This window comes from Pseudomonas sp. 1 R 17 (genome assembly GCF_900067035.1).
Taxonomy (GTDB): Bacteria; Pseudomonadota; Gammaproteobacteria; order Pseudomonadales; family Pseudomonadaceae; genus Aquipseudomonas; species Aquipseudomonas marginalis.
In genome coordinates, this window is sequence record NZ_FKLB01000069.1 from 54802 (window position 1) to 79750 (window position 24949).

Here is a 24949-nt window from a genome sequence, read left to right on the forward strand (position 1 = left end):
TTGGTTAATGCGCTGGGCGTGCTCCAGCGATTCAAGGAGCACGTCCAGTGGCCGGGCCATTAAGAGCTCCGGATCAACTTTCCAGAACCACGCCAGGTCATACGCGACCTCGATCAGCTGCTCGGTTGTGCTGATGCCGCGCTCATGAAAAAACCGGCCACCTGCCAGCTCAGCGTGTTGAGGTCCGCCAGATCGAGCTGGTTGACCGACGACGGAGGGATGCCGGCGCACACCGCGATGTATTTCGCGGCGACGTCCATGTCGAGGCTGACCTCTTCGTTTTTGTCGATCTTGTACGGCAAGGCCTTGATGGCCCGAACTTCCTGCACGGTCGGGCGGCGCAGGTTCAGTTCGGTCAGGGGCTCGCCATGCGCTTCAATAGGCGCCTGCAGCTTTACGGAGTCACTCATTGCCAGCTCCCTTTGATGCCGTCGAATTGCAGCTCTACCGTGCCGTCGTCAGCCTTGAACGATGGCTCATCTACCAGGTAGGCACCCGAAAGCACGTAGACGCGACCGTTGTTGAATTCGCACGTGACCGTCATGTCGCGGCCATTCGCCAGCGTCTTGATCGGAAAGCTCGCCTCAACGATGGCTGTCATCTTCAAGTACGGCGCCAGTTCTTCTTCCTTGAAGAAGCCCGGATAAACCGTCTCCCGCTTCACTTCCATCAACGGGGCTTCCGCGCCGCCGGTGATAGTGAGCTGCGTGCCGTCCACTTTTACGTAGGCGGTACCCGCTACTTTTTGACCCATGGCCTTTTCCTCTGGAATGAAAAAGCCCGCTCAAGGCGGGCCGGGTGATCAGGGTCAGCGTTACGCCGCGGCGTCGTACTGAAGACGGAATTGGTTGAGCATCGCGAAGATGCGCAGACCGTTTATGTAGTCCGGCGGGAACAGCACGTTGATTCGACTCGGATCCTGGGGATCGCGCTCGACCACCAGGTGCTCGGCAAAAAGCTCGGAATTCTCAACGTGCCCCTCAAACTCGAGCTTCCCATACTCGGAATTGAACTCGGCCCGAAAAGTATTCGGCGTCGCGATTGGCTGTCCGGCTCCAAATCGCGTGCCATCGTTTGCGATCTTGTGGCGCCCGTACTTGCTTGTAACCACGCCGCGCATCCGCCGGATGATGTATGCCGATTGGTGCATAGTCTCGCTATCGAGGTAAGAATCGTCGTCCTGACCAAACGCATTCTTCTGGTAGGTAGTAACAGAACGCTGAATGCGCACGTAGCCGCCTTCGTAATACGCAGTGGCATAACCGTAGCTCAGCAGCGACTGCCGCTCGGTTAGCGTAAACCGATCACTTGCCGGAGCAGGATCAATGCCAGGCATGCTGCCGCTTTGGGTAGGGCGGCTGGCATCGGCGGAGATGAAAACGGCAGTACGCGCCGCCAAAGCGGCCGCCTGCACCCACACCGGTTTAGGCACGCCGACTTCCATAGCTTGGATGGTCATGTGCGGATCGTTACGAGCCTGCCCGGCGGCGACCAACGTGCCGATCGTTCCGCGCTTCGCGCTGTAAACGTGCCCGAACAGCTGCTTGGCCCAGCTCCAGCGACCGACGTTGTCGTCCATCGCATCCTTCCAGGCATTCAGCGAAGTCGTGTCGGTCCACGGCTGGCACAGGAACTCGAAGGGTTCATCACCCAGTGCGGCGATCGCGTCCACCTGATCTGGAGTGCCGACGCCTGCAGTCATTTGCGTGACCGCAACGGTCATACCGGCCGGCGTCATTTCGCCATTGGACTTGCCCAGGCGATTAAGCGCGATGCTGATGTCGTTGCCGCTTTCGCCGGTCCACTTGCAGGTCAAAGTAACAACGCCCGCCGCTGCGACCGCTGTCACTGGCAGATCTGGTGAGGCATTGATCTTGACCGCCAGGGCGGCGGCCGCAGCCGTCGGTGTTGCGGCAGACGGCACCACGGATTGCACTCGCACACCGCCGACATACAGGTTCAGCAAGCCAGCCTCAGTGGACGTGCCGGTGATGGTGATAGTTGCAGAAGCAACCTCACCGGTTTCGTTTTGCAGCGGCAGGCACCAGATCTCGCCGATCGGATCAGTCTTGCGCCAGGCTTCGTACATTGCGGCGAGCATGGAGCCCTGACCGCCAATTTCCTTGGCCAGGGCGAGACTGGTGACCAACACCAGCTTGCCGATGCTTTCGCCGACGGCGCTGTCGTTTACTTGGCCGACGATCAGCCGGCGCATGGCCGACGATGCGCTGTTTGCTGCCGAGTTATCCATCTCCGCATAGAACAGCGGCACACGGATATCGGCCGGGATGTTGCTGAATCCGATAGGCATTATTTGGCCACCTCGGTTTTCGCCGCGACTGCAGCTTTGGTGGTTGTGGGTTCAACGTCTTTCAACTTGACGTCGCCGTCAGCTTGGCGGCGGCGCCACCAGACGTTGTCGGGTACGTCCCGGCCTTCAACAGGCAACAGGTCGCCGGCCTCCGGATCGGGCACAGAGCGGCCTTTGGCCGGCACCACAGTGATGCGCTTGGTCATGGTGTTACGTCTCCTGAGAAATGCGCTTCGATACGCCCATCCGGGCCGGGTGATTGCAGGTTTGGATCTGCCGGGTCGATGCAGTCCATTTGGAAGTCGACACCGGTGAACCCGGTGAGCCCGTCGAGCTCAAGCTCTTGCCAGGTCTCGGCCGGCTGGTCAGGACGATTGCGCCCGACCTGGAATTCGGAGAAGAAGGTGAACTGGTAAACTACCCGGGCCCGACTGATGTGCAGCAGCGCGCCCTTGCCATACTCGATGGGCGTGTATTCAGGCGACGGGATGTAGCCGAGCAAGGCGCGCCACAACTCGGCACGAATATCGTGCAGCAGGTCATTGGCAGCCTGGCCGCGCTCGTCAGTCGTATCCAGCACGATCACCACGTTGAACTGATCAGTGATGTCCTGAATGATCATGTTTTGAGCTTTGGTCGGGGTCGCAGCGTCGGCGGTTGCAATCACGTACGCAGCCGGCAAAGCCAACTGCGCGCTCTCAACGACCGCGTCCCAGTCGATGCCGCCAGCCACCCGACCAGCAAAGGACGGGCAAGCCAGCCGCAAGTGTGCGACGAGCGGGTTCAATTTCATTGGTCAAATCTCAGGTATAAAAAAACCCCGCGGATGCGAGGTTCTTTTGACAGATGCGACTAGCTCTTTTTGAAACTGCTCAAGGCCGCCCCAACATCAATATCCGGGGGCAGTGGTAGTGCCGACGTCGCAATATCAGGCTCATTCGAGAATTTATCCTCAGCAAGTTGGCGAGCACTTCCATTCACCGACTTGAACACGCCTGAGTCATAAATCCAGATATGCGGCGAACTACTGCCGCCGAGCGTCATGTTCCAGCAGCCGATCATAGATCGAGAGCCAATGACTTTTGGCACACACTCAACAGAGCCGCTTGGATAAACGTCGTGGTTGAGGTAAATCAGAGTGATGCGGTCTATCGCAGCGCCCGGCGCTTCGCGCACAGAATCAGCCGCAGCGGCATTCACCGACAGTGCCAGACCGGAGGCAGCGATGAGACAGAGCAACGCTTTCATGGGTAACTCCCTGTAGTTGGAGTAATGAGCGTACCCCAGGGGGTTATCTGAGTCACCCTAGGGCAGCGGCGAAGGCAGCGGAAAGGATGGATTGGACTTGCGATGCAGAGTCCTGCAGGGCGTCGGCCATGTAGTTGTCACGCGGCTTGATGCGCCATTCACCCGCGGCACGTTCAGCAACAGCAGCTGCCCGCACGCCGGCGGCTCGGCGGTTCGACTTCCCTTTGCCGGTGCCAGGCGCGAGCTTCCCAAGCTTGCGACCCCTCTTTACGCCATAGTGCAGATAGGCCGGATAGAACTCTTCCATTGCCGATGTTTTGGTTGGGGATATGCGGACCAGAAATCCAGCGCGGGAAACCTTGAAGGTCACCGACTCGACGGTCGCGCCTGTGCGGTTCACAGGGTACCCGTCCTGGCCCTTGCCCAACACCAGGTTCATCTGGGCGCGCTGCGTGATAAGCAAGCCGACCTTGCGCATACCCTTGCGAATTTCCTTCTTGTCGAAGGCGTCACGCTCGAAGTTATCGAATCCCTCAACGTGCAGGTAACCCTCAACCGAGGCCGAGTTAGACATAGATACCCCCGCCAGGCTTCAACAGGCCAAGCTCCTCCACTTCGAGCACGACGAACCGCCCGCGGCCGTTCATGTCGAAACCACGTTTCACGCGATACAGGGTGTCCTTGTGAACCACCTCGTAAGCGGTCGTGATTCCTGTTCGAAAGCGCAGGAATATGCGGTGCGTGATTTTGTTTTCCGTCTGAGCGCTGTCGGTGTAAACCGCAGAACCGACTGGTTCGATCTTCGCCCAACGCGGGCTGGCTTCAGAGAACAGGGGGTCCAGCCCCATGTCTTCGGCCGGCACGTCGTCGCGGCGCCGGAGTGTAACGTGCTTGTTTAGCTCGCCCGCACCAATCTCTCTGTACGCCATCTAGACCCCCAGTGCCACCCGATATGGAACCAACAAAGAGCGGGATCCGTGGGGTAATTCGATGACCGAGGAAGTGTTAATACCCGTCACCGCATCTTCTCGATTCGCCCACAAGTGCCCCAGAGTCAGAAGGCAAGCGGCAGTGATTGATTTATTTAGCACGATCCCGCGCGAAATCATCGCGGCGGCGCGCAATGACTCTTCATGCTGGGAACGTGCGTCCAGCTCCGCCATGCAGCGATCTTCGTAATTCTCGATCAGAGCAGCAGCCTGTAACGCCGCGCCGAGGTTCAAGCGATATTGTGACCGGAGCCCAACGACAGTGGCCGTCGCGACTGCAAGCGAAGCATCGTCAACATAGATTCGGCGGTTCAGAAATTGCGCGGCTGCATCTTCCGCTGAATCGAGTTTCGACTGAACGTCAAACGAGTCTTCGGACTCCGCTCGCAGGTGTTTCATCGCCAAATCAATATCGATCACGCTCATGCTCAGTCAGCCTTTTTCTTATCGGCGGCCTTTTCCTTGGGTGCAGTCTTGGTCGCCGCTGGCGCGCCGGTGGTAGTCAGCGGCTTGGAATCGGACTCGGTTTCGGTAAGGTCGACCACCACCGCATCCTTGCCTTCATCCACTGCCGCGTAGCCCTTTTGCAACAGTTCACGACCATGCTGTTCGCCGGTCTCGAACGAAGTGCCTTCAACAAGCGTCTTGCCGCCCAGGTAAAGCGGCTTGAGGGTCTTCAATTTCATTTCGACCTCCGAAGGGCCGCCGCTTGGGCGGCCCCGCTATATCAAGGAGTTGGAGTGGCGAAGGTGCCGTAGATGAACGCTTCCGGACGCTTAACAGCCAGCGCCAGACGCTCCTCGCAACGGATCGAGATCATGTTCTTCTCGAAGTCGTCGGCGTTTTCGGTGGAGATCACCACGTTGGCGTCCTCGCGGTCGAAGATCTGTGCGCCAGTTTGGAAGGCACCGGTCAGGAACTTGCCCAGGAACGCTGCCAGTTCGGTCGCTACAACTGGCAAGCCCCACAGAGTGGGACCAGCGAGGCTCAGCGGGTTGCCGATGATGTAGCGACCCAGGGTGTCCTTGGTCAGCTCGATCTTCGCCCAGTCGGTGAAGTGGAGTACGTGACCGCTGGCTGGCAAGCGTGCCAGTTGCGACTGGAGCATGGCCAAGCGCAGCTGGTCGATCTGAGTCATCGCGTCAGGCTCGAATGCGGCCGAATAAGCTTCGGCCTGCGGAACGATCCCGTGCAGGTGCACACCAGTGCCATCGCCGAACAAGATCTCCGACTCTTCGGCGTATTTCAGGCCGTAGCGCATTTCTGCATCGATGGTCGATTGCAGCTGGGCGAAGTCATCCAGGATTTGCTTCGACGCCTTGAACATGTGCGCAATGGTGGTAACCGGCGTGATCTTGGTGTTGAACTGGATGTCGCTGTACGGTTTCTGGGTGTTTTCAGCGACAACGCGTGCGGCGTTGGTAAAGCCGGTCTGTTGCACCCAGAAGATCGCCGGGGAAGTGGTACGCCCCGGTGCGATCAGATCACGGATGAACAGTCGCTGCTTCGGCATCACGTCGATACCTGGCAGGCGCTGTGGCTCTACTACGCCTTCAGCAACACCAGTGCTGAGCAAAGCGGCGTGTACCGGCACGCTTACGCGGCGGTTGCCTTGAATGCTCTTTGCGAACTCGGCCAGAGCTTCGCTTTTGATGACGGTGCCGCCGAGGGTTTCGCGTTGAGCGGCTGCGGCCTGGGTAGGAATTCGGGCGAACTCCTGCTCCAGTTCGCCGAGCTGGGCCTTGAGCTGTTTCTCAGCTTCGGTCAGGCTGTTGAACTTCAGGGCCATCTCATCGACAGCGGCCTTGGTTTCGGTAGAAAGCGAGCCAGCTTTCTTGGCCTCCGAAAGCGCGTTTTCAGCCTGTTTGCTGAATTCGTCAGTGGCCTTCTTGAGCTCGTTGGAGACGTTCTTCAACAGCTCGGCAGTAGTGTCGCTCATGGTTTTTCTCCGGTTTGAATAGCTGCTGCCGAGAACCGCGAAAGCGCGGCCTGTAGTTCGGCAATGGGGTCGGCCAGGTTGGCCGGGGCTGCGGCAGCGTTCTGCTTGCCGGAGGTGGTAGCGCCAGGCGTACCAGCCTTGAGTTCTTGAATTAGGGCGCGGCGCTCGGAGCGCGGCATGCCCTGTTTTGCCAGGATTAGGTCCATCCGGCGGGCAGCGACCTGGTGAGGCGCTGATGCGCTTGCATCCTCGACAGCGGCGTCAGATGACAGAAGACTGTCTGCAAACCCTGCATCGATTGCAGCAGCGCCGCCCATCCAGGTCTCGACATCCATGAGCTTGCGCATGGCTTCAATAGGATCACCGGTGCGGACGGCATAGATATCAGCGAGCGTTACGTCGATCTGCTCGAGAAAGTCGGCGACCTCTCGAATGTCGTTACGGTCACCGGCGGCCATGGTCCAGCTGTTGTGAATCATCAGGAACCCAGCGCGCGCGATCTGAATCTCATCCGCCGCCATGGCAATGAACGACGCTGCCGAGGCAGCTAGGCCTAGGATCTGCACCGTTACCTTCCCCTTGTGCTCGCGCAGCAGGTTGTAGATGGCCAAGCCTTCAAACACGTCGCCGCCTGGGCTGTTTATCTTCACGGTTACATCGCTGTCACCGATAGATCGCAGCGCCGCACTGATCCGCTTTGCGGTTACGCCCTCGCCCGTCCACCAATCAAAACCAATTGGGTCGTAAATCGTGATGGAGTTGTCGTCCGTGCTTGCCGCCTTTATCGATGGATTCCACCGTTCCAAGGCCTTCGGCGTCAGGTCGCAGTGAACCTGCGCGCGCGGCCGAGCCTCCGGCGCCGCCGGAATGGTCTTTAGGGTCATTGGTTACTCCAAGATCAAGCGGCGAGAAGCCGAGGTAGAGATATCAGTGCGTGGGCCATCATTGGCCCATCGGGGTTTCCGGCATCAAGCGCCTTGGTCGCCAGATCGAAGGCTTCCTTGATTGCCTCCTTGTCCCCGCTCTGATTTGCGGCAGTGATGCGCAACATGAAGGCTGTGGCCGCCGGCGACATGCCCGCAGACTGTTTGCCGAGCTGATCAAGTGGCACAAGAGCGGACTGAACAGTGAACGTATCGCCGCCCGGGATTGGGGCCATGTTTTCCAGGCGCCGCACCTCATTGCGGCACATCCAGCCGTTTTGCAGGGCTGTGTTGTACCATGCGCCGCGACCGGCGCTGTCAGCGCGCAGCAGGCCTTCAACAGCGAACTCAGCGAAGAACTCGTCCGCGTCAGCCTCACCGATCAGGCATCGGGTGATCTCCTGCTCAATGTTAACCAGCAGCGGGCGCAAACTGTTGGTCAGGAAGTGTAGGTTCTGCGCTTCCACCGAACTGGCCCAGCTGGATTGCTTATCCATGTGACCGACCATGAAGGGCGGCACCCGGAACCACCGGCACATTTCCTCAATATTGAAGGATCGAGACTCCAGCATTTGCGCCGCTTCGGGGTTCATGGTGATGCCCTGGTACTTTAAACCAGCCTCGGCAACCATAATCTTGCCGGCATTTTTGGAACCCATGAATGCGCCAAGACTGGCCCTAAGCTGCTCGCGCTGCTCTGGTTTCAGCGCTGTGTCGCTGCTGAGAATTCCGGAAGCCTGCATGCCTTGAGCGAATACCTTCGCTGCAGCTTCCTCAACGGCCATAGCGGAGCCGAATATTTCCTTACCGGTTGTAACCGGCAACATTCCGCAAACTCCGTCCAAGCCGAAGCCGCGAATGTGCATCAGGTTTTTTTCAGGGATGTCGCGCTCAACGCCGCTTTCGTTATAGGTGTATTTGAGACGACCATTTTCTTGTCTCTTGACCCGCATGTACTGTGGTAGCAGAGGAACAAGTGCGACGATTCGGCTGCCAACCATCTTCTTCTCAACGAAGGCGTTACCGCGCAAACAGATGCTCGCTACAACCAATAGCATGAAGCGCTGCGGGGTCATCTCAGCGTTAGGAACTCGGCATAGAACTCGGTACAGCGGGTGATCAGTCGCTGACTTTCGAGACCCATCAGGTAAGCGCCGATACAGTTTAAGAGGCAGAGTCGAGACTGATTCAGACAAAAGCCTCACACACGCCCATACCGTAGACAGCTGCATCGCTTTGTCGACGGACACGTGCTGGCCAGATACAGAACTGCCGAACCACTCTTGCCAGAAAGCCCCATCCTTTATACCAACTGGCACGCCAAGCCAATCCAGCAGGGCGGCCTTTACCCGGCCAGGCTTTTTTTCGCGCGCCATTAAATGCCTACCATAATTGGATTTTCGTAGAAGCCACTCGTATCGGGCTCGCCCGCATTGGCCAGCACCCGACCTATGGCCATGATCAGCGCAACGGCGCCGTCTATCTTGTTGTCATCGCCCTGCTTGATTGGTCGCACGACGTCGTCGTTGCCGGGCAGGTTCTTCCCGATCACGTTGGCGATGCACCAGGTCATGATTGGGTTGCCGTCGTGATGGAACCGGCCGGCAGTGACGGCCGCCTCGAGCTCCTTCATCGGATCCGACATGTTGGTGTAGTTCTGGGTGATCGTGATCGGGTTGAAGCCTTCGTCATCGAGGTCGTGACTGAGGCCGGTTGCGCCGTGGGGGTCAATCGGGCACTCGCGCACTGGTGCCTGGTGGTTGGCTTCCTTGGTGTCTTCGAGGATCTCGCGGTAATCGATCTCGGCACCGTCGGTTACCTCCAGATGTTTGGAGTTGATCCAGGCTTGGAACCGTTCGGACATTCGCTTGTTGTCACTATCGTAAGCGGTGTCATAGGGCACCCAGAACTTCGGCGCGACACTGTAGTAGTGCGTTTTTCCATCGATCACCCGCCAGAACAGGCGCGCTCTGGAGTTCATGTCCAGCTTGCGCGCCAGGTCGAAGCCTGCAATCCATTCATGCCCTTCGAATTGCTCCAAGGTCAGTGTGGTGTCCTCGCATGATTTCCAGTCTTCCATGTTGAAGAAGCCGGATTTTGCGCTAACCCAGAGGTTCAGGTGCTTTGTTTTAAAGGTGTTGGTGAACCGTGCGGAGCGAATCGCCCGAGCCTGCTGGCTTTCCAGGTACTCCTGGAACACCGAAACCCCGTGATTCGGGTTGGCCTTAGCCAGCATCTTCGGATCGGTCCAGTCATCGCCGTCGTCGAGCGTCCATATCCAACCGAACAGTTCTTCGTCTGGCACCGTGCCCTCGAGCATCTCGATGACCTGGCGGCGCTTGTCATAGCACGGGCCTTCAATATCGGCACCGGCAGTGGTGATGATGAACATCAGCGGCTGCCGGCGGGCGCCCATGCCGGTGAGCATGGTGTCGTACTGAGCCGACGTGGGGTGTTCGTGGTATTCGTCGATGATGGCGCAGCTGGGTGATGCACCGTCGCCCGGGTTGCCGATCAGAGGCTCGAAGCGGCTGAAGTCGGACGGGATGTTCATGTTGGAGGCATTCACCTCGATGCCGGCGGCCTGCACAAGCATCGGCGACTTGCTGACCATCAGCTTTGCCGGGCGGAACACTTCCCACGCCTGCTTCTCAGTGGTAGCCCCGGCATACACCTCGGCGCCGTACTCGCCATCTGCGACGAACATGCTGATCCCCACGCCGCCAGCCACGACAGACTTGCCATTTTTTCGCGCTACTTCCCAGTAGCTCTCACGAAAGCGCCGGTGCCCGCCCTTCTTCTTGACCCAGCCGAAAGTTACGGCAAGGCCAAACAGCTGCCACCCCTCAAGGGTTATCAACTGACGCTTGAACGCCCATTCGCCTTTGGTGTGCGGCAGCAACTGCATCAGCTTGAGCTTTTTCTCGGCCTTCGCTGGATCGAACTTATAGCGATACCCGCGCTTGCGGCTCGATGCCACGTCGTCGAAGTGCCGCTGGATAGCTTGGTGGACGTACCGGCATGCCGGAATCTTCCCTCGAAGCACAGACCTTCCCCACGCCATCGCCTTGTCGACGTTTGGGTGGGCAGGTTTGTTCATCAAGATCTCAGTAGGCTGGCAAATTCGTTGGTTTCTTTCTCCTTGTTGCCGCCTATCAGCCTGGTCCGGCTGGACGGATCGAGGCCGAGCATCGATCCGAAGGTGACCATCTGGCGCATAGTTTCGTTGGCAGCGGTCAGCGCCGGATTTTTCATCGGGCCGCCAGTGGCACCCTCGACCACAATGCCGTTCTGCTGGATAGATTCCTGAGCCATGCGCCAGTTGTCGTAGGCCACACAGAAAGCCTCGACGTTGTGCAAGTCGGTGAGGGCAACCACGTTTTCGCGGAGCAACTCCGGAACAATCATCTTCCACATGGTGGCGGCGCGATCGCTCAGCCATTCAGGCGGATCGACGTTGGTGATCTTCGAGAACTGCGGCTCGTCCTTGTTCAGCGCGCGCTTGCCGGGATTTCCGGCCAGTGCTTTCTTGGCCGTCGGCTTGGGTTTGCGACCACGGCCGGCGACCGTGGCGGTGCCTCCCATCGCGCAACTCCTGAATTTTTAATTTCGCGGGTGTAAGAAAACGATTGGGCGGACGGTCTAGAAGGCAAAAGCTCTGGACTTTTGACCCTCCCCCACCCCTTTAGTGAGAATCGCTCTCATTTCTGCCATTTTCACTGCGTTTTGCCCGATTTTCTGCTTGGGTTGCCCCAACCACCGTCTTCTGACGCTGTTTTGGTGCTGTGACAGCTGTGGCACAGGGACTGCCAGTTGGTTCGATCCCAGAAAATCACCATGTCGCCTTTGTGCGGGGTGATGTGGTCAACCTCGGTGGCCGCTACCACCTCACCACGTCGATCATGCTCAGCGCACAACGGATGGCGTGCCAAGAACCCCTTGCTTGCCTGCTGCCACTTGTAGCCATAACCTCGCTGGCTACTGCTCTCGCGCTTCTTGTCAGCCAGCTTGGCAGTCGCTGCCTTCGCGAGTTCGGCATGCTCGTCGCAATAGCGAGGGTTGCGGGTCAGCGCCCTGCACCCCTGAGCACTGCAAGGCTTCTGTGGTCTTAATGGCATCAGTGATCACTTGCTCTGGCTGCGTTTGATCTGGGCGTCTACCTGGTCGGCACACGTGTCGAGCAGGTTGATTGCCCTGTCCTTCAGCTCCCACACATCGCCATTCAGGCGAAGGTCGGCGGCATCCTCATCAACCCGTTCGCACGGGATCAGTTCAGGGGCTTCAATTCTTACGGCCTGGGTCTTTGTCACTACCGCCGGCTTTACCGCGCAGCCCGTCAGGCAGAGGCTGAGCAGCCCAATCACGAACAGGCTTGCTGTTGCGCTTGAGGTCTTCAAAGTTCTTCTCCGCCTTTTTCGCTTTGTCCTGGCTGGCCTTGAGGCGCTTTGCCAGGTCGGCCTGGTATTCGGCATTGCGCTTTGCTTCTGCGCGCAGCGTGGTGATAGTGGCCTGGCTCTCTTTATTGGCCTCGACGGCATCGTCCTTTGCCTGGGTCTCAACGCGTTTCTCTTCGCGAAGATCCTCGACCCGCAGCTGCTGAATGCCGACCAATAGAAGGCCAACCAGCGCGATGATGATTGCCGCCGCGAACGCCTTCATGCCGAGTCCACCTTCTTGCCCAGGAAGCGGATGATCATGTCCCTGATCGCAGTCACACCGATGAAGCCAATGGCACCACCCGCAGCCACTGACAAGCTCGGCGGCCAGGTCATCCACTCAATAATGCTGCTGGCAGACAGGCTGAGCGCGCCACAAATGAGCGCCTCCAAGATGATCCGCCACTTGTTTGGCTCCTTGGCTTCGTACAGGACGCGAAGAAGAGTAATCGTGACGGCCATGATTGCGCCCTGCCATAGCGGGTTCGAGAGGGCCAGCCAGATTTGGGCCCACGTGTCTGGCTTGTCTGGCATGGGTGGCATCCGGATTTCCTCCCTCTCGGGGAGATTGATAAATCCGGCCCCATCAGCACTCCCGGCCATAGCAACGGGTGTGGTGGAGCCGAAAACGAAAAAGCCCCGGCGAATGCCGAGGCTCAGTAAAGTTCAGAAAGCAAAAAGCCCAGCAAGGGGCTGGGCTTTATTCGTCGTCTCTCATAACGCGCAAGATCGACATGATGGGGCTAATTTACGGCCAGTCGGCCAACTGGTCAAGCGGCATCTACAAAGATTTGCTCGTTGTCGAATATCTCGGTCGCGTGGATCACGGCCTGCTCTTCGAGTTTCTCCAAACGCTTGTGGATTCCGCCTCGCCAGTTACGGCGCGTGCGCTCCGGGGATCCCTCCAAGTCCCAAGTGTTCATGTCGTAGAACTCAGCAGGAAGAACGATCATGTCGGTGGAGCGCTTACCGACCTGAACGCCCTTCAGCTTCGGTATGGCCCAGGCCGTCAGCGCCTTATAGATGAACAGATGCGGCGCCGGAGAAACCATCCGAGCCACCAAGCGGCCAATAGCATTCACCTTGTTGCCCTTGTGCGTCGAATACTTAGCCACCAACACATCCCACTGAGCCGGCTCAAGCTGCCGGTGCAGCAGCGCATAGAGGCAGCAGTCGTAATCGAACTTGTCACGCACGGACAACGTGCTGCCGGTCCCGCCCTGACGAAGGTCGGCGTCGATCAGCTTCTGCCAGGACTGCTTGGTGCTGTTGTCGATATTGTCAGCTGCCAGCACCCGAACCAGGGTACCCATCACGTCTCTGTACATAGCCATGGCTCAATCCCCTGTGAAGTTGGTGCCGCCGGCGCCGCGGCGGTTGTTTTCGTTGTACTGCTGCTGTTCGCCTGGCTGCTGATTAAGTCGATTGCCAAAAGCGATGATCCGTTGCTGATAGATGTTCAGCATGAGCCCAAGCTGGGTCACCAGTATCTCCACTGGTAAAGCCTCGCCCGTCTCCGCTGACACCCAGCCAGAGGCGTGGCATTCAGTGCAGGGCAGCTCATGGAAAACGCCCTTTGTAACCGCCTTGCCTTTGCAGATCAGGCACCATTTCAACGGTGTTGGCGTGGCCTTGAGGCTCGGTCCGTGGCTCTTTTTCACGTTTTTAAACCTCGCCTTTTATGGTTTCTGGATTTGGCTAGAGGCCGCGCCATTCAAGGCCTCGGCGTCATTGTGCGAATTTCCGTTTCTAGTCATGGTCGAGCGGTGAATCAGGTTGAAACCCTTCCCGTCTAACCAGCCGTGCCACTTGTTCAGGGCCTCTCGCTTGAGCAGTTCGGCCGAGGTGTGGATATAGGTCTGCACGTTGCGGGTCATGGTGTGGTTCACCAGCATCTCGCCAATGAGGAAGTCGACGCCCAGATCAGTCCACCCGGTGCGGGCAACCTTGCGCAGGTCGTGGCTTGTCCACTCGCCCTTACCTAGGCGCGTGAACACAGCGCAGGCCTGGCTGTCACTGATCGGGCCACGGCCGCGAGATGGGAACACGTAGGTGCCCTTGTAGCCCTTGGCCGACTGCCAGCCCCGGTACCGCTCCAGCAGCGCGCACACCTGGTGAGTCAGCGGCAAGTGATGCTCGCAGCGGGTCTTGGTGTTCTCGGTGGGAATGAACCACTCGCCCTGCTCACCCAGGGTGAAGTGGGACCACTGCGCTTGCCTGGTCTCGCCGGCGCGGGTGCCGTGGCACAGCATCATCAGGGCCAGCATGCAGTCCTGTGGGTGCTGGTCGAAGCCGGCGGCCAGTTCGCCAATCACTTCCTCGAGCTGTACGGCGCGCAGACGAGACGGCTTCGGCTGGATGCGGGCTTTGGTGAAGTCGGTGAACTTGAACCCAGCGATGGGGTTGGTGGTGATCAGGCGCAGCTTCTCGGCCTGGCGGAACGCAACCACCAGCACGCCCCACATCAACCGGACGTAGGACAGCGACATTTCAGCCTGCATCGGCCACATCACCAGCTTGTCGAGGGTGGAACGGTCGACGTCTTCCACGGCGATATCGGCAAGCCGCGGCTTCAGGTGGCAGGAGATGATCGAGGTGTTGGTAGAGCGCCGCTTGGAAGACAAGCTGCGGTCAACGGACTGGCGGGCAGTGAACCAGTCAAGCAGCTGGCCAACGGTCTGCAGGGTGCCAGCCGCGGCTGATGCTTTGGGATCGGCGGCCAGGCGCTCACGGATCTTCGGTAGCGCATTGATCAGTCCTTTCACCGGCAGTTCAGGGAAGCCGGCGATCTTCTCCCACTTCTTGCCCACCACCAGGTGCCACGTACCGCGATCGCGGTTTCGATGGAAGCGGAAGTACACGCCCGGGTATCGAGCATCTCGCAGGTCGCGCACGCCGGTATTGCCGGCCTGGCGACGGATCTCCGCATCGGTGAATGAAGTGGTCACTGTCTGGGTCATGCGGCGGCCTTGGTTTGAGGTTGAAGAAGGTAGGCCCTGATTGCCTCAATGGCGTCGAAGTGCCCACGGCAGACGATGGCCAGGTAACCCTGATCGGTCAGCGCCTGCAGGTAAGCGTCCTGGGCCGGGGAAACGGCGGCGTCATGCGGCGCGGTCGCCTTGAACTCGATGTACAGCCCGAAGTAACCGCCGCGGACCATGGGCAGCACCAGGTCAGGAACGCCGGCCTTCACCCCCTGTTCTTTCAGCTTGATCGCCACCAGCTTGTGCCGGGGCCCACCGTTCGGGACGTGGTAGATAAGCTTGGCGGCAGCTGGATAGCGCAGGCTGATTTCCTTGATCAGGATGTCCTGGGTGCGCATTACACCCTCGGCGAGGAATAGGCGGATCTCGTATTTGGTCAGTTCCCCGGGCGCACGCAGACGGCCGTCGGCGATGTCATGGCAGTAGCCACAGGCCCAGGCCGCCTGGAAGTCGTTTGGCTTCATGCCCATGCCACAGGTTCCGGCTAAACGGTAGTGAGCCAGCACGGTGGTGGATGGCTCGCAGGAGCAGCCTGGAAACCGGACCTGGCAGTCGCGATCGCGGGCGGCATTCGTGAGCCTGCTCATCGGGCACCTCCTGCGCGCTTGGCACGAAGTTCGGCCAAGGCCTTCTGCCCCACCTCCGGCGTTATCTTCGGTTCAACAGCCAATTCCGCCAAAGGCACGGGCTCCAGCTGCTCGCCCTGCCAAATGCGACGGCACTGGTTCAGGTACTGCTTCTCGAAGCTCGCCATCCCAAGCTCACGAGACAGCAGCGACAGGCTGTGAAAGCCCGCAGCGGCAGTGGCGTGATAAACGGCCGGGTGATACCACTTTTCGCACCCGCGCATGGCTGGGTGGCAGTTTCGAAGGGCTTGGGCGTAAGCAGACTCAACGCTCGGCAATCCTAAGCCCTCAGGGGCGAAGCACCAGCTGACGAAGACCCCGGGGGCTGGCACGAACGCCGACTTGCTTGCGCTTACCACGCGCATCCCGTGATCGATCTGCTCCATCCGAGTAATGCCGGAGCGCATGAATTCGCCCAGCCATTCGAGCTTTGAGGCGTTCATTACAGCCTCGGTCGGCCAGGACTGACGCCAGGCGCCGCACGCCCCTCTCAGCCGCAGGAACAGATCGTCGATTACTGCCTGGGTTGAAGGGTCGACAGCCACCACGGCCGGGGATTGATCAGGGCCTTGGTAGGTTGGGTCGGATTGACGCCGCGCTACCAGCTGGCTCGCCACAACAGGTTTGTTTGATCGGTTCACAGTCGCACCCCCTTCGCCGCCCAGTCATCACCGGCCGAGTCTTCATCAGTGCCGACAGTGCCCGCGGCCTGCGAGCGCTCTCGCTTGATCCACCCGGCCAGCTTGAAACACCAGCCAGCGGCCGTATCCAGAACGGATGTTTTGGCGACGAAGAAACCCTTGAAGCCGGCTAGCAGCTCAGCGGTCATGGCGTCAGCTGGCAGTCCGGCGATTTTCAGTTGAGTTTGCAGCGCGTCTTCCGGCGGCACGAATTCGGCGAACATGGCGAAGCGTTGGCGATCATCCTGCGGCTCCAGAGCTTGACGATCTTGCTCGGCGATCAACTCGGCAAGCTCGCGCTGCTGCTGCTCTTCGGTTCCTTGATGGTTAAGTGATGGATTGGGTGCAGCTGCTGCACCCCGTTCTGTTCCAGGCTGCACCCCGTTCTGTTGTGGGTTGCACCCCGTTGCGTCATCTGCACCCCGTTTTGTACGGGGTGCAGCATTTGCACCCCGCAATATTTGAAGGTCATAAACGACTGGGCGGCGGTCATGGCGATCGATGTGAACCGCGGCGATCGCCTGGTTGCCCTTCTTGATCAAGCCAGACTGCTCCAGGTCGTCGAGCTTGTAACGGACGGTGCGCTCGGAAAGCCCTGTGTCCTGGGCCAGGGTAGAGGCGGACGGAAAGGCACCTGTACCGTTCGAGCCGGCGTAGTTGGCGAGGCACAGCAGAACGTGACGCGCGCTTGAGTCTTTTAGGGTTTGCACGGGCAGAGAGAGCGCCCAGGACATTGCTTGAACGCTCACAGCGAGTTTCCTTGGAGTTGTTCGGCGAGTGTGGTGATGCCTTTTCGGGTGACCATGACCTGCTCGACCACCTTCAGGTCTTCCTCGGAGCCCTTCCCTACCTTGACCAGCTTGTGCTCAAGCAGGCCGGCGGTGAGGCGGGGCTGATAGGCAGACCAGGCAGAGAACGCAGCACGTCGGTAGATCCAGCGGTTATCGCTGAGCCACTTGAAGAGTTTCAGGGGGCCAACACCAAGCTGCTTGGCGGCCGTGGTGATGCAGATCGAGCCATGAGTGCCCGCGAGACGCTCAAAGGCTTGAACCTTTGGAGCCTGCTGCTGGATAACCTGCTGCAGCGAAGCGTTCTGCTTGGCGACATCGGCGGCGAGCTGCAAGGCGTCGGCGAAGTTGGTGGGGATATGGAGTTGCCCGACAACCTTCGACTCCAGATCCTGCCAACGGTCGATAACACGAGCTCGGTGCTCGTCGCTGTAGCCGGCGATCACCAGGTGGGTATCGCGCTCGCTCAGGTCGTAGACCTCGATAGGCCGGCCGCCAGTCGACTCTCGACGACTTTTACGATCTGATCGTAAAAGCCCTTTGCTGAAGAGCCGCTCGATTGTCGCGATGACATCGTTGTGGCGGGCCTCTACCAGTTCCGCGATTTCTCGCGATGACATCGTGTGTCGCGACACCTTTTCAGAAAGGGCAAAAAGTGTCGCAACAGTAGGGGTATTGCCAGGGGTAGCTGTCATGTTCATAATGGCCCCACAGTGCTTTACAAGTTGCTGAAAGGACCGCCCTGCCAGGCGGTTTTTTTATGCCTGCGATTCAGGCGGCCTTCACAGAGCTTTCAAGCTGAGCAAGGCTTTCCCGCACGTGGGATATCTCAGTGAAAATCTCGAACTTCTCAGTGGCGGAGACGTGGTTGTCGTCCAAGGCTTCATGAATGGCGATCGTCAAATCCGCAACTTCTTTGCCCACGTGAATGAGCGAGGCGGTCAAGGCTTTCGGCGCCGGCGCCACTTTTGCGACCAGCTCAAAACCGAACTGGTCAGCAAGGGCTTTCAGCGGGCGCATATCGCCGGTGTGAAGCAGGATGCCGAACAGATGCTCAATGGTCAGGTGATGAGCCGCGTTGTCCGGGTTCGATCGCTGCAGCAGGCTCACGTGTGCCAGGCACATCTTCCCAGCCAACTCTTCTGCCCCACTTTCCTTGATGGTGGTGTGGCAAGCCCTCAAGAAATCTTCCATTCGTAAAACCTCAAATTTGTTTCCGTGGCGCCTCTGCTCTGCTCGGGCGATCATTTGTTCGTCGATTACGCGGCGGAGTCGTTAAGCGGCTGAGCCGGATCGTCTTCGCGGCGGGCAACGAGTCGGCCTGCTGACTCTTTTTCGAGCACGCATTGCATTGGGTAGGAAAAGCCTCCCGCCGTACGGCACTGCGATACCCGGCTACCGGTCACGCGAAGGGCGTCGCCGATAGCGCGGCCAGTGCCGAAATATTTCAGGGCTTCGTCGTAGGTCATGGTTCGTCTCCAGGGTCTTCGCCGAGTTTAGAGTTCTTAACAACACAAGGCAAGTTATCTAAACAGGGAACTGTTTAGAATCCTAAATATGGAATTCAAAGATCGAGTGGCCAAGCGAATGAGGGAGCTGAACCTCACCGCTACTGACATCAGCAAATTGACTGGCGTATCAAAGGCTACGGTCAGCTTTTGGGTCGGCGGGACCAATGGCGCCAAGGGCAAGAATCTTCTCTCCCTGGCGAAGGCATTGGAGTGCTCACCGGACTGGCTTTCGGAAGGGACAGGCAGTCCGGGCGACTCAGCAGCCCTGGATGGCCCTAAAGCAGGATCGTCGAGCGCTGAGCTTGTGGCTCACATGCTCGCATCTAAAGCTGGGCGGAATCTATCCAGCAAGGCGCGCGAGATGGTTCTCGCCGCTGCGGCAGAGGCGGACGGTGATGTCGCGGGAGACCAGTCATATCTCCCCGCCAACATGGCGGCCCTTCGCCCACTTAAAGAAGAAATTCTCATACCTCAATACGACGTGCGCGGTGCGATGGGGCACGGGCAGGTTCCTGCCGACTACAACGAGGCAGTCCGCAACCTGGTAGTGCGCGAAGAAATACTGCGCGAAAAGGGAGTTACATATACGTCGACTTCTGCTCTGGCGATGATCACCGGCTGGGGCCAGAGCATGGAGGGCACCATCAACGACAAGGATTTGGTCATCGTGGACCGCGGAGTGACCGAATTCATCGGTGAGGGAATCTATGTGGTCACCTGGCATCAGGAGCTTTACATCAAACGCATGATGCGTCTGGACGAAGACCATTACCGGCTTATTTCAGACAACCAGCACTACGAAAACCAGACCGCGCGCATCGATGATGTGACGATCCACGCGAAGGTTCTTCTGATCTGGAATGCCCGGAAAGCGTAAAGAGCCAGAATGACGAAAGCCCACTTCGCAGTGGGCTTTTTTCCGCCCTCTAGAAAGGCGCGGGCTCTTCTTCCACAACGGAAAGCTCATCGTGTATCTGAACCGACGGGTCATCATCAGTTGATGCTTCCCACTTTAAGGTGACGGTCCCGTCGTCGTTGAAGGTCATTTCAATGCCGTCTGTTTCTGACAATAGGCTCATAACCTCCTCCCACTCTCGGTCCCCGTCAGTATCAAGCCGGTGAATCGTGACCCATCGCTGTTGCTGTGCTACGGGGTGGTTGATCATTGAGGACACTCGTAGGCCGAGGCTTTCAAGTCCGCTCATAACAACCCGATCAGGGCTTTCCTGCTTTTTCTTCTTGGCCATTTCACGCTCCCTTTAACTGTATATCTATACAGCAATGGCCAGATCATACCCCACCATTTTCATAAGCGTAAATAGCTCAGATCGCACTCTCGGCGAGGACGTAGTTCGATCCCGCAGTTAAGTTATCTAAAATAAATATTGACTCCTTCTGTTTAGTTTTCTAAATTGAGCGCATCGCAGTGACACACCTCGCTGCGGAGCACCACCGCTCTTTAACAGCCAGCGCAACAAACAACAGACCGCATTGCCTCTACCGGCGACCGGCGAGCAGACAGGCCCGAAAGCCTGCCAACGACAGGGAAAACCTTGTACGGCTGCTCGATGGTGAAACGCCAGAACTGAGTGAGTGACCCGGCAAGCAATGCGCCCCGCGAATCCCAGCGGCAGACGGGAGAGACACTGAATCGAATTAGCGGGCCCGATAGCTTCGGCTGGGACCGCCGGACCTCATGCACCCTGCCCCACTCAATCAGGGCATTCAGAGCTGTAGCGTGCATGTTGTAAGGACCTTTGATCCACGGCGAACAGATGCTGTTTGACGCTGTGAGTAGGAAGCTCGAAGCCCAATCACGAAGACGAACGGCCAGCCCTGCAATCAGCGGCGTGTAACTGGCCAACACCGATGACGCAACAACCCCGGTCTGACGCCAGTAGCGGGACCGGGATTTCACCGATAGGCCTTCGCGAAAGGGCCTGACGGGAAATCAACCCAGCGAAAGAGGAATCACCATGTTAGGCAAATTGTTCGGCAAGAAATCCGGCCAGGCCCGCGCAGCAGTCGCCAAGCTGGCAAACCGTGACCTGATGGAAGCGGTGGTTTACGGCTCGATCTACGTTGCGGCCGCCGACGGCGAGCTCGAAGACAGCGAGCTGTCGAAGATCGAAACCATCCTCAGCAACAACCCGGCGCTGCAGGGCTTCGGCGCGGAGCTGTCCAACACCATCGACCGCGCCAAGACCGACTTCAAGTCGGGGGCTCGCATCCTGCGCCAGAACGCCGAGAAAGAACTGGGCGACCTGGCTCATTCTCCAGCCGAAGCACTGACCGTGCTCAACGTGATGCTGACCGTGGCCGAGGCTGACGGCGAGATCGAGCCGGCCGAACTGACCGCGCTGGAGCGCAGCGCCAAGCTGTTGGGCCTCAACCTGAAAGACCACCTGTAAGCATGCTGGGCAGGCTCAGCAACAAAGCACGCTCGCTTGCAGCCTACGGGCTCGCAGGCGGGATTGTTTTCGTCGACTCGGCAAGCCGCATCCTATCAATGGTTGGCGACCTGGTACTGGTCGCTCTGCTGCTGATGGTGCTGTTGGCAGGCAAGGGGAAATCCTGTGAAAGAAAAGAGCTCTAGCACCAACAGCGGCATCGGGATATTGGGTCTGCTGGGGGTTATGTTCGTCGGACTGAAGCTCACCGGTTACATCGACTGGTCATGGTGGTACGTGACCATGCCGTTCTGGGGAGGCTTAGCGATTGCCTTGGCGATCATGCTGCTAATCCTGATTGGATGGCTGCTTTCGATGGCCTTGAACTCAAAGCGATAAGCATCACCTCTGCCCATTCGAAGAGTGGGCTTTGGGATGCGGACGCCAACCCAGCAGACGCTGGACACCTGCATGCAGCAACCCTAGAGAACGGTGGCCACTGCCAACCCAGTGAGCGAACAACGGAGGATTGGCAGCCATGTAAACGCACAGATACCAGCGCAGCCCAGATGGCCCCGCTGGCTTGTTACGTAAAGAGGGAAAAGCCCGGTCCCTACCGGGCTTTTTTACGGATCGCCTTTATTCGTCAGCACCCTCCCCTGGGCCCACCGGCAACAACCAGTCGGTCAGGGTGCTGACGAATAAACGCAACCCACACCGAGGATCAACCATGCATCCATCATTTCAAGAGCGCATCGATGAACTCGGTGCGCTTCTTCGCAAAACCCACGCAGCCAGAATTGATTTCTTCGAACGTGTTGAGCGCGTCATGCCCACCAAGAAGGTTCGCTTCCAGGTGTCCGGCGAGAGCGGCGGCATGTATCGGGTGATTGATCTGAGCACCAACAAGACTCGCGCTTTCCGCGAAACCTTCAAGGCCGCATACGACATCGCGCTTCAGTTCGAAGAGAAGGCCAATCGCCTCCGGGTCGGTGCGCAATGATCGGCGTGCCAATGCCTGACCCGCGACAAGCGGTTATGGCCGATCTCAATGCCCAGATTGATGCGTTCTACAGGGCGGGCAAGAGTATCCAGGTGATCCCTAGCGGCGTTGGTGCGACGACGCCGATCATCTCCGCCAATGCCCACCACGAACGCCTGCGGGCCCAGCGCGACAAGCTGGCACCGGCCGTGCGCGCCGAAGCCGACAAGGGCGTGGTAGTCAGCGTGGCGGCAAAGAACCTCGGCATGCGCATCAAGCGCGTGACGCTGATTGCCCAGGAGAACGGCTTCAAGTTCGCCGACACCCCATGAAGCGCATCAGCAACCAGGTGCGACAGCGCCGCCGGCAGGCATGGCTTGATTTACCAGCACATGAAATCGAAGAGGTAGGCCATGGCCAAGGACAACGCGCAGATCCAGCGGGACAAGCGCGCGAAAGAGAAGGCGCTGCTCGACCGGATCGGCGCCGAGAAACGAACGCTGATTGTCTCGAAAGCGCTCGATGATGCGCTTCAAGTGCTGGGCCAGCGCCACGACTTTGAGGAATGGCAGGAAACGGTATCAACCTTCCTGATCAATCTGGCGGCAGCACCCGCCGAAGTGTCGGCCCGCTTCGTGAACATGTCGCGACCTGATTTCGAGATAACAGAAAAGCAGTCGCGACAGCTTGAAGAATTCAGCAAGACCGGAATCGAACCAGCATAACCCACCCTACTCGCTGCATCCGGTAACCGGAGGGCGGCGCTTACCTGGAGTAACCTCATGACCAAGCAAGCACAGCAAGCAGTACTCGCCGCCGAACTCCCTGAGCGCGGCCAACCTCTGGCCGGCGGTGTGTTCGTCACCCGCTACTGGCTCAACGGCGCTGAACGCGCCCTGATCCTTCTGCCTGACGAGCTCAGCGGCCCGTGGGGCGAATACGGCGTCGAGATCAAAGGTGCGGGCAGCTACAGCGACGGCGAGGCGAATACCCGCGCAATGGCCGAGGCCGGTAGCGTGATCGCCATCAAAGCCCTGGAGCTGGATGGCTTCATCCCGTCTTGCCTGGAGGGCCAACTGCTGATGGCGGCCAAGGCTGATGGCCTGGTGGAGCTCCGCGAGGACCGCTGGCACTGGCTGAGTTCGCAGCGCTCCGCCCACGACGCCTACTACATGGCCTTTGAAGTTGGCTGGCTCAACCTCACCGGCAAGGACGGCGCGCGGCTCGCGCGCCCTGTCCGCAGCCTCCCTATTCAGTAATTCATTCCTTCAATCGTTTTTCGCAGGTGATTCCCGGGTGCGCCAGGACGGCGCTCAGACCAGAAGCTCGTCGGGAAGCGCCGGCTACCTGCAACTTATCTCGCTCACAGGAGCATCTCATGCGCGCCAATGAACTGACCACGTACACCCGTGGTGATCTGACTATCAGCAGCCCGGACGAAGGGGTGGTGCTGAAACTGGCAACCCTGGCCATCGCCGCCGCGCCGACCATTACGGCAAACGGCATCCCCGCCGTCGGCGAGTACTGGCCCGGCGAAGGCGGCGTGAACGGCGGCCTGTTCCCAGGCGGCGACAAACCCTACTACCTGATCGTGCCGACCGGCAGCGATGCCGAGGCAGCGCATGAGTGGGGCGGCTACGGCGATGAGCTGAACGGCGCCAACAGCCCATGGGATGGACAGGCAAATACTGCCGACCTAGTCGGCGTCGACACTTCGCACCCGGCAGCCCAGTTCTGCGCAGCCTTCGAGCGCGACGGTCACAAGGACTTCTACCTGATGGCGCGCCGTGAGGCGTCCTTCCTCGAAATCACCGTACCGGAAGTGTTTACCCAGTCTTATCACTGGACGAGCTCGCAGCGCTCCGCCAACCTCGCCTACGGCATGGACTTTGAAGATGGCTGGCTCTACTACGGCGTCAAGAGCGTCGAGCGGCTCGCGCGCCCTGTCCGCAGAAAGCTTATTTAATCATTCAATTCTTCATTCATGGGTGCGATAGCACCCTTGCTTTTCAGGAGGCCAGGGATGGCACTGCATACGGATTTGGAAATCCACAAGGTGGCCGAGGAGTTGCTCGGGCTTTCGCTTGACCTGGTGCGCAATATCCCCCGCGACCTGAAACAGGTTGTCGGGGCAAAGATCCGGGATGAATGCTTGCAGGTCCTGGTGCTGATCGGCCGGGCCAACATGACCCGGGACAAACTGCCACAGATCAACCTGCTGCTGGAAAGCATCTGGATGCTCAACTACTTGCTGCGAGCCCTCACCAATCGAGGGTTGATCAGCAAGGGGCAGCACGCCAAAGCAATGAAGATGACGGCCTCTGTAGGCCGGCAGGCAAATGCCTGGAAGAAGTCCGCAACCGCGCCCGCTGCTTGAGGGTTAAGGCCCTCTTGCCTGTGCGCCAAATCTGGTCGAGCCGCTGACCTCTGGGTCACCGCCATGCGCACAATAGAAACCGCCGGTCTAAAGCGTCCGCGTAGGTCTCGCGCAGTTTCCAAGCTGATCGGCACTGCCTTCGGTTTGGCGATGTAGATAGCTCGACAGGTCGCAGCGCTCCGCCAACAACGCCTACAACATGGACTTTGAAGATGGCTGGCTCAACAACAACGACAAGAACAACGAGCGGCTCGCGCGCCCTGTCCGCAGATTTAAGTGTTGCTCCCTTCCAGTTCGAGCATCTCGTCCAGGCTTACTACGACTGCCGACGCAACAAGCGGAACTCCGCAAGTGCGCGGCTGTTCGAGAAGGACATGGAGATCAACTTGCTGGAACTGCACGACGACCTGATTGCCGGCACCTACCGGCCAGGCCGATCCATTTGTTTCGTGGTCACCCGGCCGAAAGCCCGAGAAGTTTGGGCTGCAGCCTTTCGGGACCGCGTCGTCCACCACCTCATGTACAACCATGTGGCCCCGCGCTTCTACGCCAGCTTCATAGCGGACAGTTGCGCATGCATTCCAGGGCGCGGCACGCTGTATGCCGCCAAGCGCCTTGAATCAAAGATCCGCAGCGCCAGCGAAAACTGGTCGAAGCCGATCTTCTATCTGAAGTGCGACCTGGCCAACTTCTTCGTCGCCATCGACAAGGCGGTGCTGCGCAAGCAATTGGAGGCCAGGATCACCGAGCCCTGGTGGTTGGCCC

The 24949-nt window shown here is 59.0% G+C and carries 38 protein-coding genes and 1 pseudogene; 10 read left to right on the forward strand and 29 right to left on the reverse strand.

What is annotated here, in order from left to right; translation table 11 throughout:
* Positions 1 to 113: 113 nt before the first annotated feature.
* From BFP99_RS29150 to BFP99_RS29280, 28 genes are all read right to left on the reverse strand, one after another.
* Positions 114 to 410, reverse strand: coding sequence for a phage tail assembly protein (locus BFP99_RS29150; protein ID WP_065948810.1), 297 nt, complete (start codon positions 408 to 410; stop codon positions 114 to 116).
* Positions 407 to 754 carry a phage tail tube protein gene (locus BFP99_RS29155; RefSeq protein WP_065948811.1) on the reverse strand — a complete coding sequence of 116 codons (348 nt, stop codon included), beginning with the start codon at positions 752 to 754 and terminating at the stop codon, positions 407 to 409. Before BFP99_RS29155 ends, BFP99_RS29150 begins: the two co-directional genes overlap by 4 nt.
* A gap of 60 nt (positions 755 to 814) precedes the next feature.
* Entirely contained in the window at positions 815 to 2311 is a 1497-nt protein-coding gene (locus tag BFP99_RS29160) for a phage tail sheath subtilisin-like domain-containing protein (protein WP_065948812.1), read from the reverse strand.
* Entirely contained in the window at positions 2311 to 2517 is a 207-nt protein-coding gene (locus BFP99_RS29165; RefSeq protein WP_065948813.1) for a DUF2635 domain-containing protein, read from the reverse strand. The genes BFP99_RS29160 and BFP99_RS29165 overlap by 1 nt, the downstream gene beginning before the upstream one ends.
* Positions 2514 to 3104, reverse strand: a complete 591-nt coding sequence (locus tag BFP99_RS29170) for a phage tail terminator protein (RefSeq protein ID WP_034112028.1) — start codon at positions 3102 to 3104, stop codon at positions 2514 to 2516. The genes BFP99_RS29165 and BFP99_RS29170 overlap by 4 nt, the downstream gene beginning before the upstream one ends.
* Before the next feature lie 59 nt (positions 3105 to 3163).
* On the reverse strand, positions 3164 to 3559 hold the full coding sequence (locus BFP99_RS29175; RefSeq protein ID WP_083221272.1) for a hypothetical protein: 396 nt from the start codon (positions 3557 to 3559) through the stop codon (positions 3164 to 3166).
* A 52-nt stretch (positions 3560 to 3611) separates the two neighbouring features.
* Positions 3612 to 4133: a hypothetical protein gene (locus BFP99_RS29180; RefSeq protein ID WP_065948814.1), complete on the reverse strand. Its 522-nt coding sequence runs from the start codon at positions 4131 to 4133 to the stop codon at positions 3612 to 3614.
* Positions 4126 to 4488: a phage head closure protein gene (locus BFP99_RS29185; protein WP_065948815.1), complete on the reverse strand. Its 363-nt coding sequence runs from the start codon at positions 4486 to 4488 to the stop codon at positions 4126 to 4128. Before BFP99_RS29185 ends, BFP99_RS29180 begins: the two co-directional genes overlap by 8 nt.
* Positions 4489 to 4974 (reverse strand): head-tail connector protein, encoded by a 486-nt coding sequence (locus tag BFP99_RS29190; protein ID WP_065948816.1) that lies wholly within the window; start codon positions 4972 to 4974, stop codon positions 4489 to 4491. It abuts the gene before it with no gap.
* A 2-nt stretch (positions 4975 to 4976) separates the two neighbouring features.
* Complete coding sequence (locus tag BFP99_RS29195) at positions 4977 to 5234, reverse strand: DUF7210 family protein (protein WP_065948817.1); 258 nt, start codon at positions 5232 to 5234, stop codon at positions 4977 to 4979.
* 41 nt (positions 5235 to 5275) lie between these two features.
* Entirely contained in the window at positions 5276 to 6487 is a 1212-nt protein-coding gene (locus BFP99_RS29200) for a phage major capsid protein (protein ID WP_065948818.1), read from the reverse strand.
* Complete coding sequence (locus BFP99_RS29205; protein ID WP_065948819.1) at positions 6484 to 7371, reverse strand: head maturation protease, ClpP-related; 888 nt, start codon at positions 7369 to 7371, stop codon at positions 6484 to 6486. The genes BFP99_RS29200 and BFP99_RS29205 overlap by 4 nt, the downstream gene beginning before the upstream one ends.
* Before the next feature lie 14 nt (positions 7372 to 7385).
* Positions 7386 to 8786: a phage portal protein gene (locus BFP99_RS29210; RefSeq protein ID WP_065948820.1), complete on the reverse strand. Its 1401-nt coding sequence runs from the start codon at positions 8784 to 8786 to the stop codon at positions 7386 to 7388.
* Positions 8786 to 10510 carry a terminase large subunit gene (locus tag BFP99_RS29215; protein ID WP_065948821.1) on the reverse strand — a complete coding sequence of 575 codons (1725 nt, stop codon included), beginning with the start codon at positions 10508 to 10510 and terminating at the stop codon, positions 8786 to 8788. The genes BFP99_RS29210 and BFP99_RS29215 overlap by 1 nt, the downstream gene beginning before the upstream one ends.
* Positions 10510 to 10995, reverse strand: a complete 486-nt coding sequence (locus BFP99_RS29220; protein WP_065948822.1) for a phage terminase small subunit P27 family — start codon at positions 10993 to 10995, stop codon at positions 10510 to 10512. The genes BFP99_RS29215 and BFP99_RS29220 overlap by 1 nt, the downstream gene beginning before the upstream one ends.
* 131 nt (positions 10996 to 11126) lie before the next feature.
* Positions 11127 to 11528 (reverse strand): HNH endonuclease, encoded by a 402-nt coding sequence (locus tag BFP99_RS32530; protein ID WP_083221273.1) that lies wholly within the window; start codon positions 11526 to 11528, stop codon positions 11127 to 11129.
* 6 nt (positions 11529 to 11534) lie between these two features.
* Complete coding sequence (locus tag BFP99_RS29225) at positions 11535 to 11720, reverse strand: hypothetical protein (RefSeq protein ID WP_065948823.1); 186 nt, start codon at positions 11718 to 11720, stop codon at positions 11535 to 11537.
* Positions 11692 to 12069 (reverse strand): hypothetical protein, encoded by a 378-nt coding sequence (locus BFP99_RS29230; RefSeq protein ID WP_065948824.1) that lies wholly within the window; start codon positions 12067 to 12069, stop codon positions 11692 to 11694. The genes BFP99_RS29225 and BFP99_RS29230 overlap by 29 nt, the downstream gene beginning before the upstream one ends.
* Positions 12066 to 12389 carry a phage holin, lambda family gene (locus BFP99_RS29235; protein ID WP_033901767.1) on the reverse strand — a complete coding sequence of 108 codons (324 nt, stop codon included), beginning with the start codon at positions 12387 to 12389 and terminating at the stop codon, positions 12066 to 12068. Before BFP99_RS29235 ends, BFP99_RS29230 begins: the two co-directional genes overlap by 4 nt.
* A 227-nt stretch (positions 12390 to 12616) precedes the next feature.
* Positions 12617 to 13180: a hypothetical protein gene (locus tag BFP99_RS29240; protein ID WP_065948825.1), complete on the reverse strand. Its 564-nt coding sequence runs from the start codon at positions 13178 to 13180 to the stop codon at positions 12617 to 12619.
* Between the two features lie 3 nt (positions 13181 to 13183).
* On the reverse strand, positions 13184 to 13507 hold the full coding sequence (locus tag BFP99_RS29245) for a hypothetical protein (RefSeq protein ID WP_083221274.1): 324 nt from the start codon (positions 13505 to 13507) through the stop codon (positions 13184 to 13186).
* 18 nt (positions 13508 to 13525) lie between these two features.
* The gene (locus BFP99_RS29250; protein WP_065948826.1) at positions 13526 to 14806 is read right to left on the reverse strand and encodes a tyrosine-type recombinase/integrase; all 1281 of its coding nucleotides are present in this window, start codon (positions 14804 to 14806) and stop codon (positions 13526 to 13528) included.
* Positions 14803 to 15417: a nuclease domain-containing protein gene (locus BFP99_RS33460; RefSeq protein ID WP_083221275.1), complete on the reverse strand. Its 615-nt coding sequence runs from the start codon at positions 15415 to 15417 to the stop codon at positions 14803 to 14805. The genes BFP99_RS29250 and BFP99_RS33460 overlap by 4 nt, the downstream gene beginning before the upstream one ends.
* On the reverse strand, positions 15414 to 16097 hold the full coding sequence (locus BFP99_RS29260) for a replication protein P (protein ID WP_065948827.1): 684 nt from the start codon (positions 16095 to 16097) through the stop codon (positions 15414 to 15416). Before BFP99_RS29260 ends, BFP99_RS33460 begins: the two co-directional genes overlap by 4 nt.
* The gene (locus tag BFP99_RS29265; RefSeq protein ID WP_065949011.1) at positions 16094 to 16870 is read right to left on the reverse strand and encodes a helix-turn-helix domain-containing protein; all 777 of its coding nucleotides are present in this window, start codon (positions 16868 to 16870) and stop codon (positions 16094 to 16096) included. The genes BFP99_RS29260 and BFP99_RS29265 overlap by 4 nt, the downstream gene beginning before the upstream one ends.
* Before the next feature lie 11 nt (positions 16871 to 16881).
* The gene (locus BFP99_RS29270; RefSeq protein ID WP_256098248.1) at positions 16882 to 17625 is read right to left on the reverse strand and encodes a phage antirepressor KilAC domain-containing protein; all 744 of its coding nucleotides are present in this window, start codon (positions 17623 to 17625) and stop codon (positions 16882 to 16884) included.
* Between the two features lie 70 nt (positions 17626 to 17695).
* The gene (locus BFP99_RS29275; RefSeq protein WP_065948829.1) at positions 17696 to 18118 is read right to left on the reverse strand and encodes a phage regulatory CII family protein; all 423 of its coding nucleotides are present in this window, start codon (positions 18116 to 18118) and stop codon (positions 17696 to 17698) included.
* Between the two features lie 65 nt (positions 18119 to 18183).
* A complete protein-coding gene (locus BFP99_RS29280; RefSeq protein WP_065948830.1) occupies positions 18184 to 18393 on the reverse strand; it encodes a hypothetical protein in 210 nt (69 codons plus the stop codon).
* A gap of 88 nt (positions 18394 to 18481) precedes the next feature.
* On the opposite strand from BFP99_RS29280, the gene BFP99_RS29285 reads away from it, so the two are divergent.
* Positions 18482 to 19312 (forward strand): S24 family peptidase, encoded by an 831-nt coding sequence (locus tag BFP99_RS29285; protein WP_065948831.1) that lies wholly within the window; start codon positions 18482 to 18484, stop codon positions 19310 to 19312.
* 49 nt (positions 19313 to 19361) lie between these two features.
* On the opposite strand, the gene BFP99_RS29290 is transcribed toward BFP99_RS29285, so the two are convergent.
* Positions 19362 to 19682, reverse strand: coding sequence for a DUF1654 domain-containing protein (locus BFP99_RS29290; RefSeq protein ID WP_065948832.1), 321 nt, complete (start codon positions 19680 to 19682; stop codon positions 19362 to 19364).
* Positions 19683 to 20411: 729 nt separating this feature from the next.
* Between BFP99_RS29290 and BFP99_RS29295 the strand changes: the two genes are divergently transcribed.
* The 9 genes and pseudogenes from BFP99_RS29295 to BFP99_RS29335 all read left to right on the forward strand — a co-directional run.
* The gene (locus BFP99_RS29295; RefSeq protein WP_065948833.1) at positions 20412 to 20846 is read left to right on the forward strand and encodes a tellurite resistance TerB family protein; all 435 of its coding nucleotides are present in this window, start codon (positions 20412 to 20414) and stop codon (positions 20844 to 20846) included.
* Between the two features lie 165 nt (positions 20847 to 21011).
* Positions 21012 to 21224, forward strand: coding sequence for a hypothetical protein (locus tag BFP99_RS32535; protein ID WP_083221276.1), 213 nt, complete (start codon positions 21012 to 21014; stop codon positions 21222 to 21224).
* A 331-nt stretch (positions 21225 to 21555) separates the two neighbouring features.
* The gene (locus BFP99_RS29305; protein WP_065948835.1) at positions 21556 to 21828 is read left to right on the forward strand and encodes a hypothetical protein; all 273 of its coding nucleotides are present in this window, start codon (positions 21556 to 21558) and stop codon (positions 21826 to 21828) included.
* 35 nt (positions 21829 to 21863) lie between these two features.
* A complete protein-coding gene (locus BFP99_RS29310) occupies positions 21864 to 22139 on the forward strand; it encodes a hypothetical protein (RefSeq protein ID WP_256098249.1) in 276 nt (91 codons plus the stop codon).
* An 81-nt stretch (positions 22140 to 22220) separates the two neighbouring features.
* Positions 22221 to 22532, forward strand: coding sequence for a hypothetical protein (locus tag BFP99_RS29315; RefSeq protein WP_065948837.1), 312 nt, complete (start codon positions 22221 to 22223; stop codon positions 22530 to 22532).
* 57 nt (positions 22533 to 22589) lie between these two features.
* Entirely contained in the window at positions 22590 to 23066 is a 477-nt protein-coding gene (locus BFP99_RS29320; RefSeq protein ID WP_065948838.1) for a hypothetical protein, read from the forward strand.
* Positions 23067 to 23185: 119 nt separating this feature from the next.
* Positions 23186 to 23773, forward strand: a complete 588-nt coding sequence (locus BFP99_RS29325) for a DUF1566 domain-containing protein (RefSeq protein WP_065948839.1) — start codon at positions 23186 to 23188, stop codon at positions 23771 to 23773.
* 57 nt (positions 23774 to 23830) lie between these two features.
* Entirely contained in the window at positions 23831 to 24184 is a 354-nt protein-coding gene (locus tag BFP99_RS29330; protein ID WP_054917220.1) for a four helix bundle protein, read from the forward strand.
* Between the two features lie 212 nt (positions 24185 to 24396).
* Positions 24397 to 24949: pseudogene (locus BFP99_RS29335) on the forward strand (reverse transcriptase); the annotation flags it as partial.

Excerpts from the sequence above, each read along its gene's own strand:
- BFP99_RS29315 (WP_065948837.1), top strand. The coding sequence starts at position 22,221 with ATGGCCAAGGACAACGCGCAGATCCAGCGGGACAAGCGCGCGAAAGAG.
- BFP99_RS29270 (WP_256098248.1), bottom strand. The coding sequence starts at position 17,625 with ATGAACATGACAGCTACCCCTGGCAATACCCCTACTGTTGCGACACTT.
- BFP99_RS29230 (WP_065948824.1), bottom strand. The coding sequence starts at position 12,069 with ATGAAGGCGTTCGCGGCGGCAATCATCATCGCGCTGGTTGGCCTTCTA.
- BFP99_RS29285 (WP_065948831.1), top strand. The coding sequence starts at position 18,482 with ATGGAATTCAAAGATCGAGTGGCCAAGCGAATGAGGGAGCTGAACCTC.
- BFP99_RS29155 (WP_065948811.1), bottom strand. The coding sequence starts at position 754 with ATGGGTCAAAAAGTAGCGGGTACCGCCTACGTAAAAGTGGACGGCACG.
- BFP99_RS33460 (WP_083221275.1), bottom strand. The coding sequence starts at position 15,417 with ATGAGCAGGCTCACGAATGCCGCCCGCGATCGCGACTGCCAGGTCCGG.
- BFP99_RS29275 (WP_065948829.1), bottom strand. The coding sequence starts at position 18,118 with ATGGAAGATTTCTTGAGGGCTTGCCACACCACCATCAAGGAAAGTGGG.
- BFP99_RS29310 (WP_256098249.1), top strand. The coding sequence starts at position 21,864 with ATGGCCGATCTCAATGCCCAGATTGATGCGTTCTACAGGGCGGGCAAG.
- BFP99_RS29325 (WP_065948839.1), top strand. The coding sequence starts at position 23,186 with ATGCGCGCCAATGAACTGACCACGTACACCCGTGGTGATCTGACTATC.
- BFP99_RS29305 (WP_065948835.1), top strand. The coding sequence starts at position 21,556 with ATGCATCCATCATTTCAAGAGCGCATCGATGAACTCGGTGCGCTTCTT.
- BFP99_RS32530 (WP_083221273.1), bottom strand. The coding sequence starts at position 11,528 with ATGCCATTAAGACCACAGAAGCCTTGCAGTGCTCAGGGGTGCAGGGCG.
- BFP99_RS29205 (WP_065948819.1), bottom strand. The coding sequence starts at position 7,371 with ATGACCCTAAAGACCATTCCGGCGGCGCCGGAGGCTCGGCCGCGCGCG.
- BFP99_RS29330 (WP_054917220.1), top strand. The coding sequence starts at position 23,831 with ATGGCACTGCATACGGATTTGGAAATCCACAAGGTGGCCGAGGAGTTG.
- BFP99_RS29150 (WP_065948810.1), bottom strand. The coding sequence starts at position 410 with ATGAGTGACTCCGTAAAGCTGCAGGCGCCTATTGAAGCGCATGGCGAG.
- BFP99_RS29280 (WP_065948830.1), bottom strand. The coding sequence starts at position 18,393 with ATGACCTACGACGAAGCCCTGAAATATTTCGGCACTGGCCGCGCTATC.
- BFP99_RS29240 (WP_065948825.1), bottom strand. The coding sequence starts at position 13,180 with ATGGCTATGTACAGAGACGTGATGGGTACCCTGGTTCGGGTGCTGGCA.
- BFP99_RS29200 (WP_065948818.1), bottom strand. The coding sequence starts at position 6,487 with ATGAGCGACACTACTGCCGAGCTGTTGAAGAACGTCTCCAACGAGCTC.
- BFP99_RS29210 (WP_065948820.1), bottom strand. The coding sequence starts at position 8,786 with ATGGCGCGCGAAAAAAAGCCTGGCCGGGTAAAGGCCGCCCTGCTGGAT.
- BFP99_RS29160 (WP_065948812.1), bottom strand. The coding sequence starts at position 2,311 with ATGCCTATCGGATTCAGCAACATCCCGGCCGATATCCGTGTGCCGCTG.
- BFP99_RS29215 (WP_065948821.1), bottom strand. The coding sequence starts at position 10,510 with ATGAACAAACCTGCCCACCCAAACGTCGACAAGGCGATGGCGTGGGGA.
- BFP99_RS29165 (WP_065948813.1), bottom strand. The coding sequence starts at position 2,517 with ATGACCAAGCGCATCACTGTGGTGCCGGCCAAAGGCCGCTCTGTGCCC.
- BFP99_RS29180 (WP_065948814.1), bottom strand. The coding sequence starts at position 4,133 with ATGTCTAACTCGGCCTCGGTTGAGGGTTACCTGCACGTTGAGGGATTC.
- BFP99_RS29290 (WP_065948832.1), bottom strand. The coding sequence starts at position 19,682 with ATGGCCAAGAAGAAAAAGCAGGAAAGCCCTGATCGGGTTGTTATGAGC.
- BFP99_RS29190 (WP_065948816.1), bottom strand. The coding sequence starts at position 4,974 with ATGAGCGTGATCGATATTGATTTGGCGATGAAACACCTGCGAGCGGAG.
- BFP99_RS29170 (WP_034112028.1), bottom strand. The coding sequence starts at position 3,104 with ATGAAATTGAACCCGCTCGTCGCACACTTGCGGCTGGCTTGCCCGTCC.
- BFP99_RS29220 (WP_065948822.1), bottom strand. The coding sequence starts at position 10,995 with ATGGGAGGCACCGCCACGGTCGCCGGCCGTGGTCGCAAACCCAAGCCG.
- BFP99_RS29250 (WP_065948826.1), bottom strand. The coding sequence starts at position 14,806 with ATGACCCAGACAGTGACCACTTCATTCACCGATGCGGAGATCCGTCGC.
- BFP99_RS29185 (WP_065948815.1), bottom strand. The coding sequence starts at position 4,488 with ATGGCGTACAGAGAGATTGGTGCGGGCGAGCTAAACAAGCACGTTACA.
- BFP99_RS29195 (WP_065948817.1), bottom strand. The coding sequence starts at position 5,234 with ATGAAATTGAAGACCCTCAAGCCGCTTTACCTGGGCGGCAAGACGCTT.
- BFP99_RS29295 (WP_065948833.1), top strand. The coding sequence starts at position 20,412 with ATGTTAGGCAAATTGTTCGGCAAGAAATCCGGCCAGGCCCGCGCAGCA.
- BFP99_RS29175 (WP_083221272.1), bottom strand. The coding sequence starts at position 3,559 with ATGAAAGCGTTGCTCTGTCTCATCGCTGCCTCCGGTCTGGCACTGTCG.
- BFP99_RS29235 (WP_033901767.1), bottom strand. The coding sequence starts at position 12,389 with ATGCCACCCATGCCAGACAAGCCAGACACGTGGGCCCAAATCTGGCTG.
- BFP99_RS29320 (WP_065948838.1), top strand. The coding sequence starts at position 22,590 with ATGACCAAGCAAGCACAGCAAGCAGTACTCGCCGCCGAACTCCCTGAG.
- BFP99_RS29265 (WP_065949011.1), bottom strand. The coding sequence starts at position 16,870 with ATGTCCTGGGCGCTCTCTCTGCCCGTGCAAACCCTAAAAGACTCAAGC.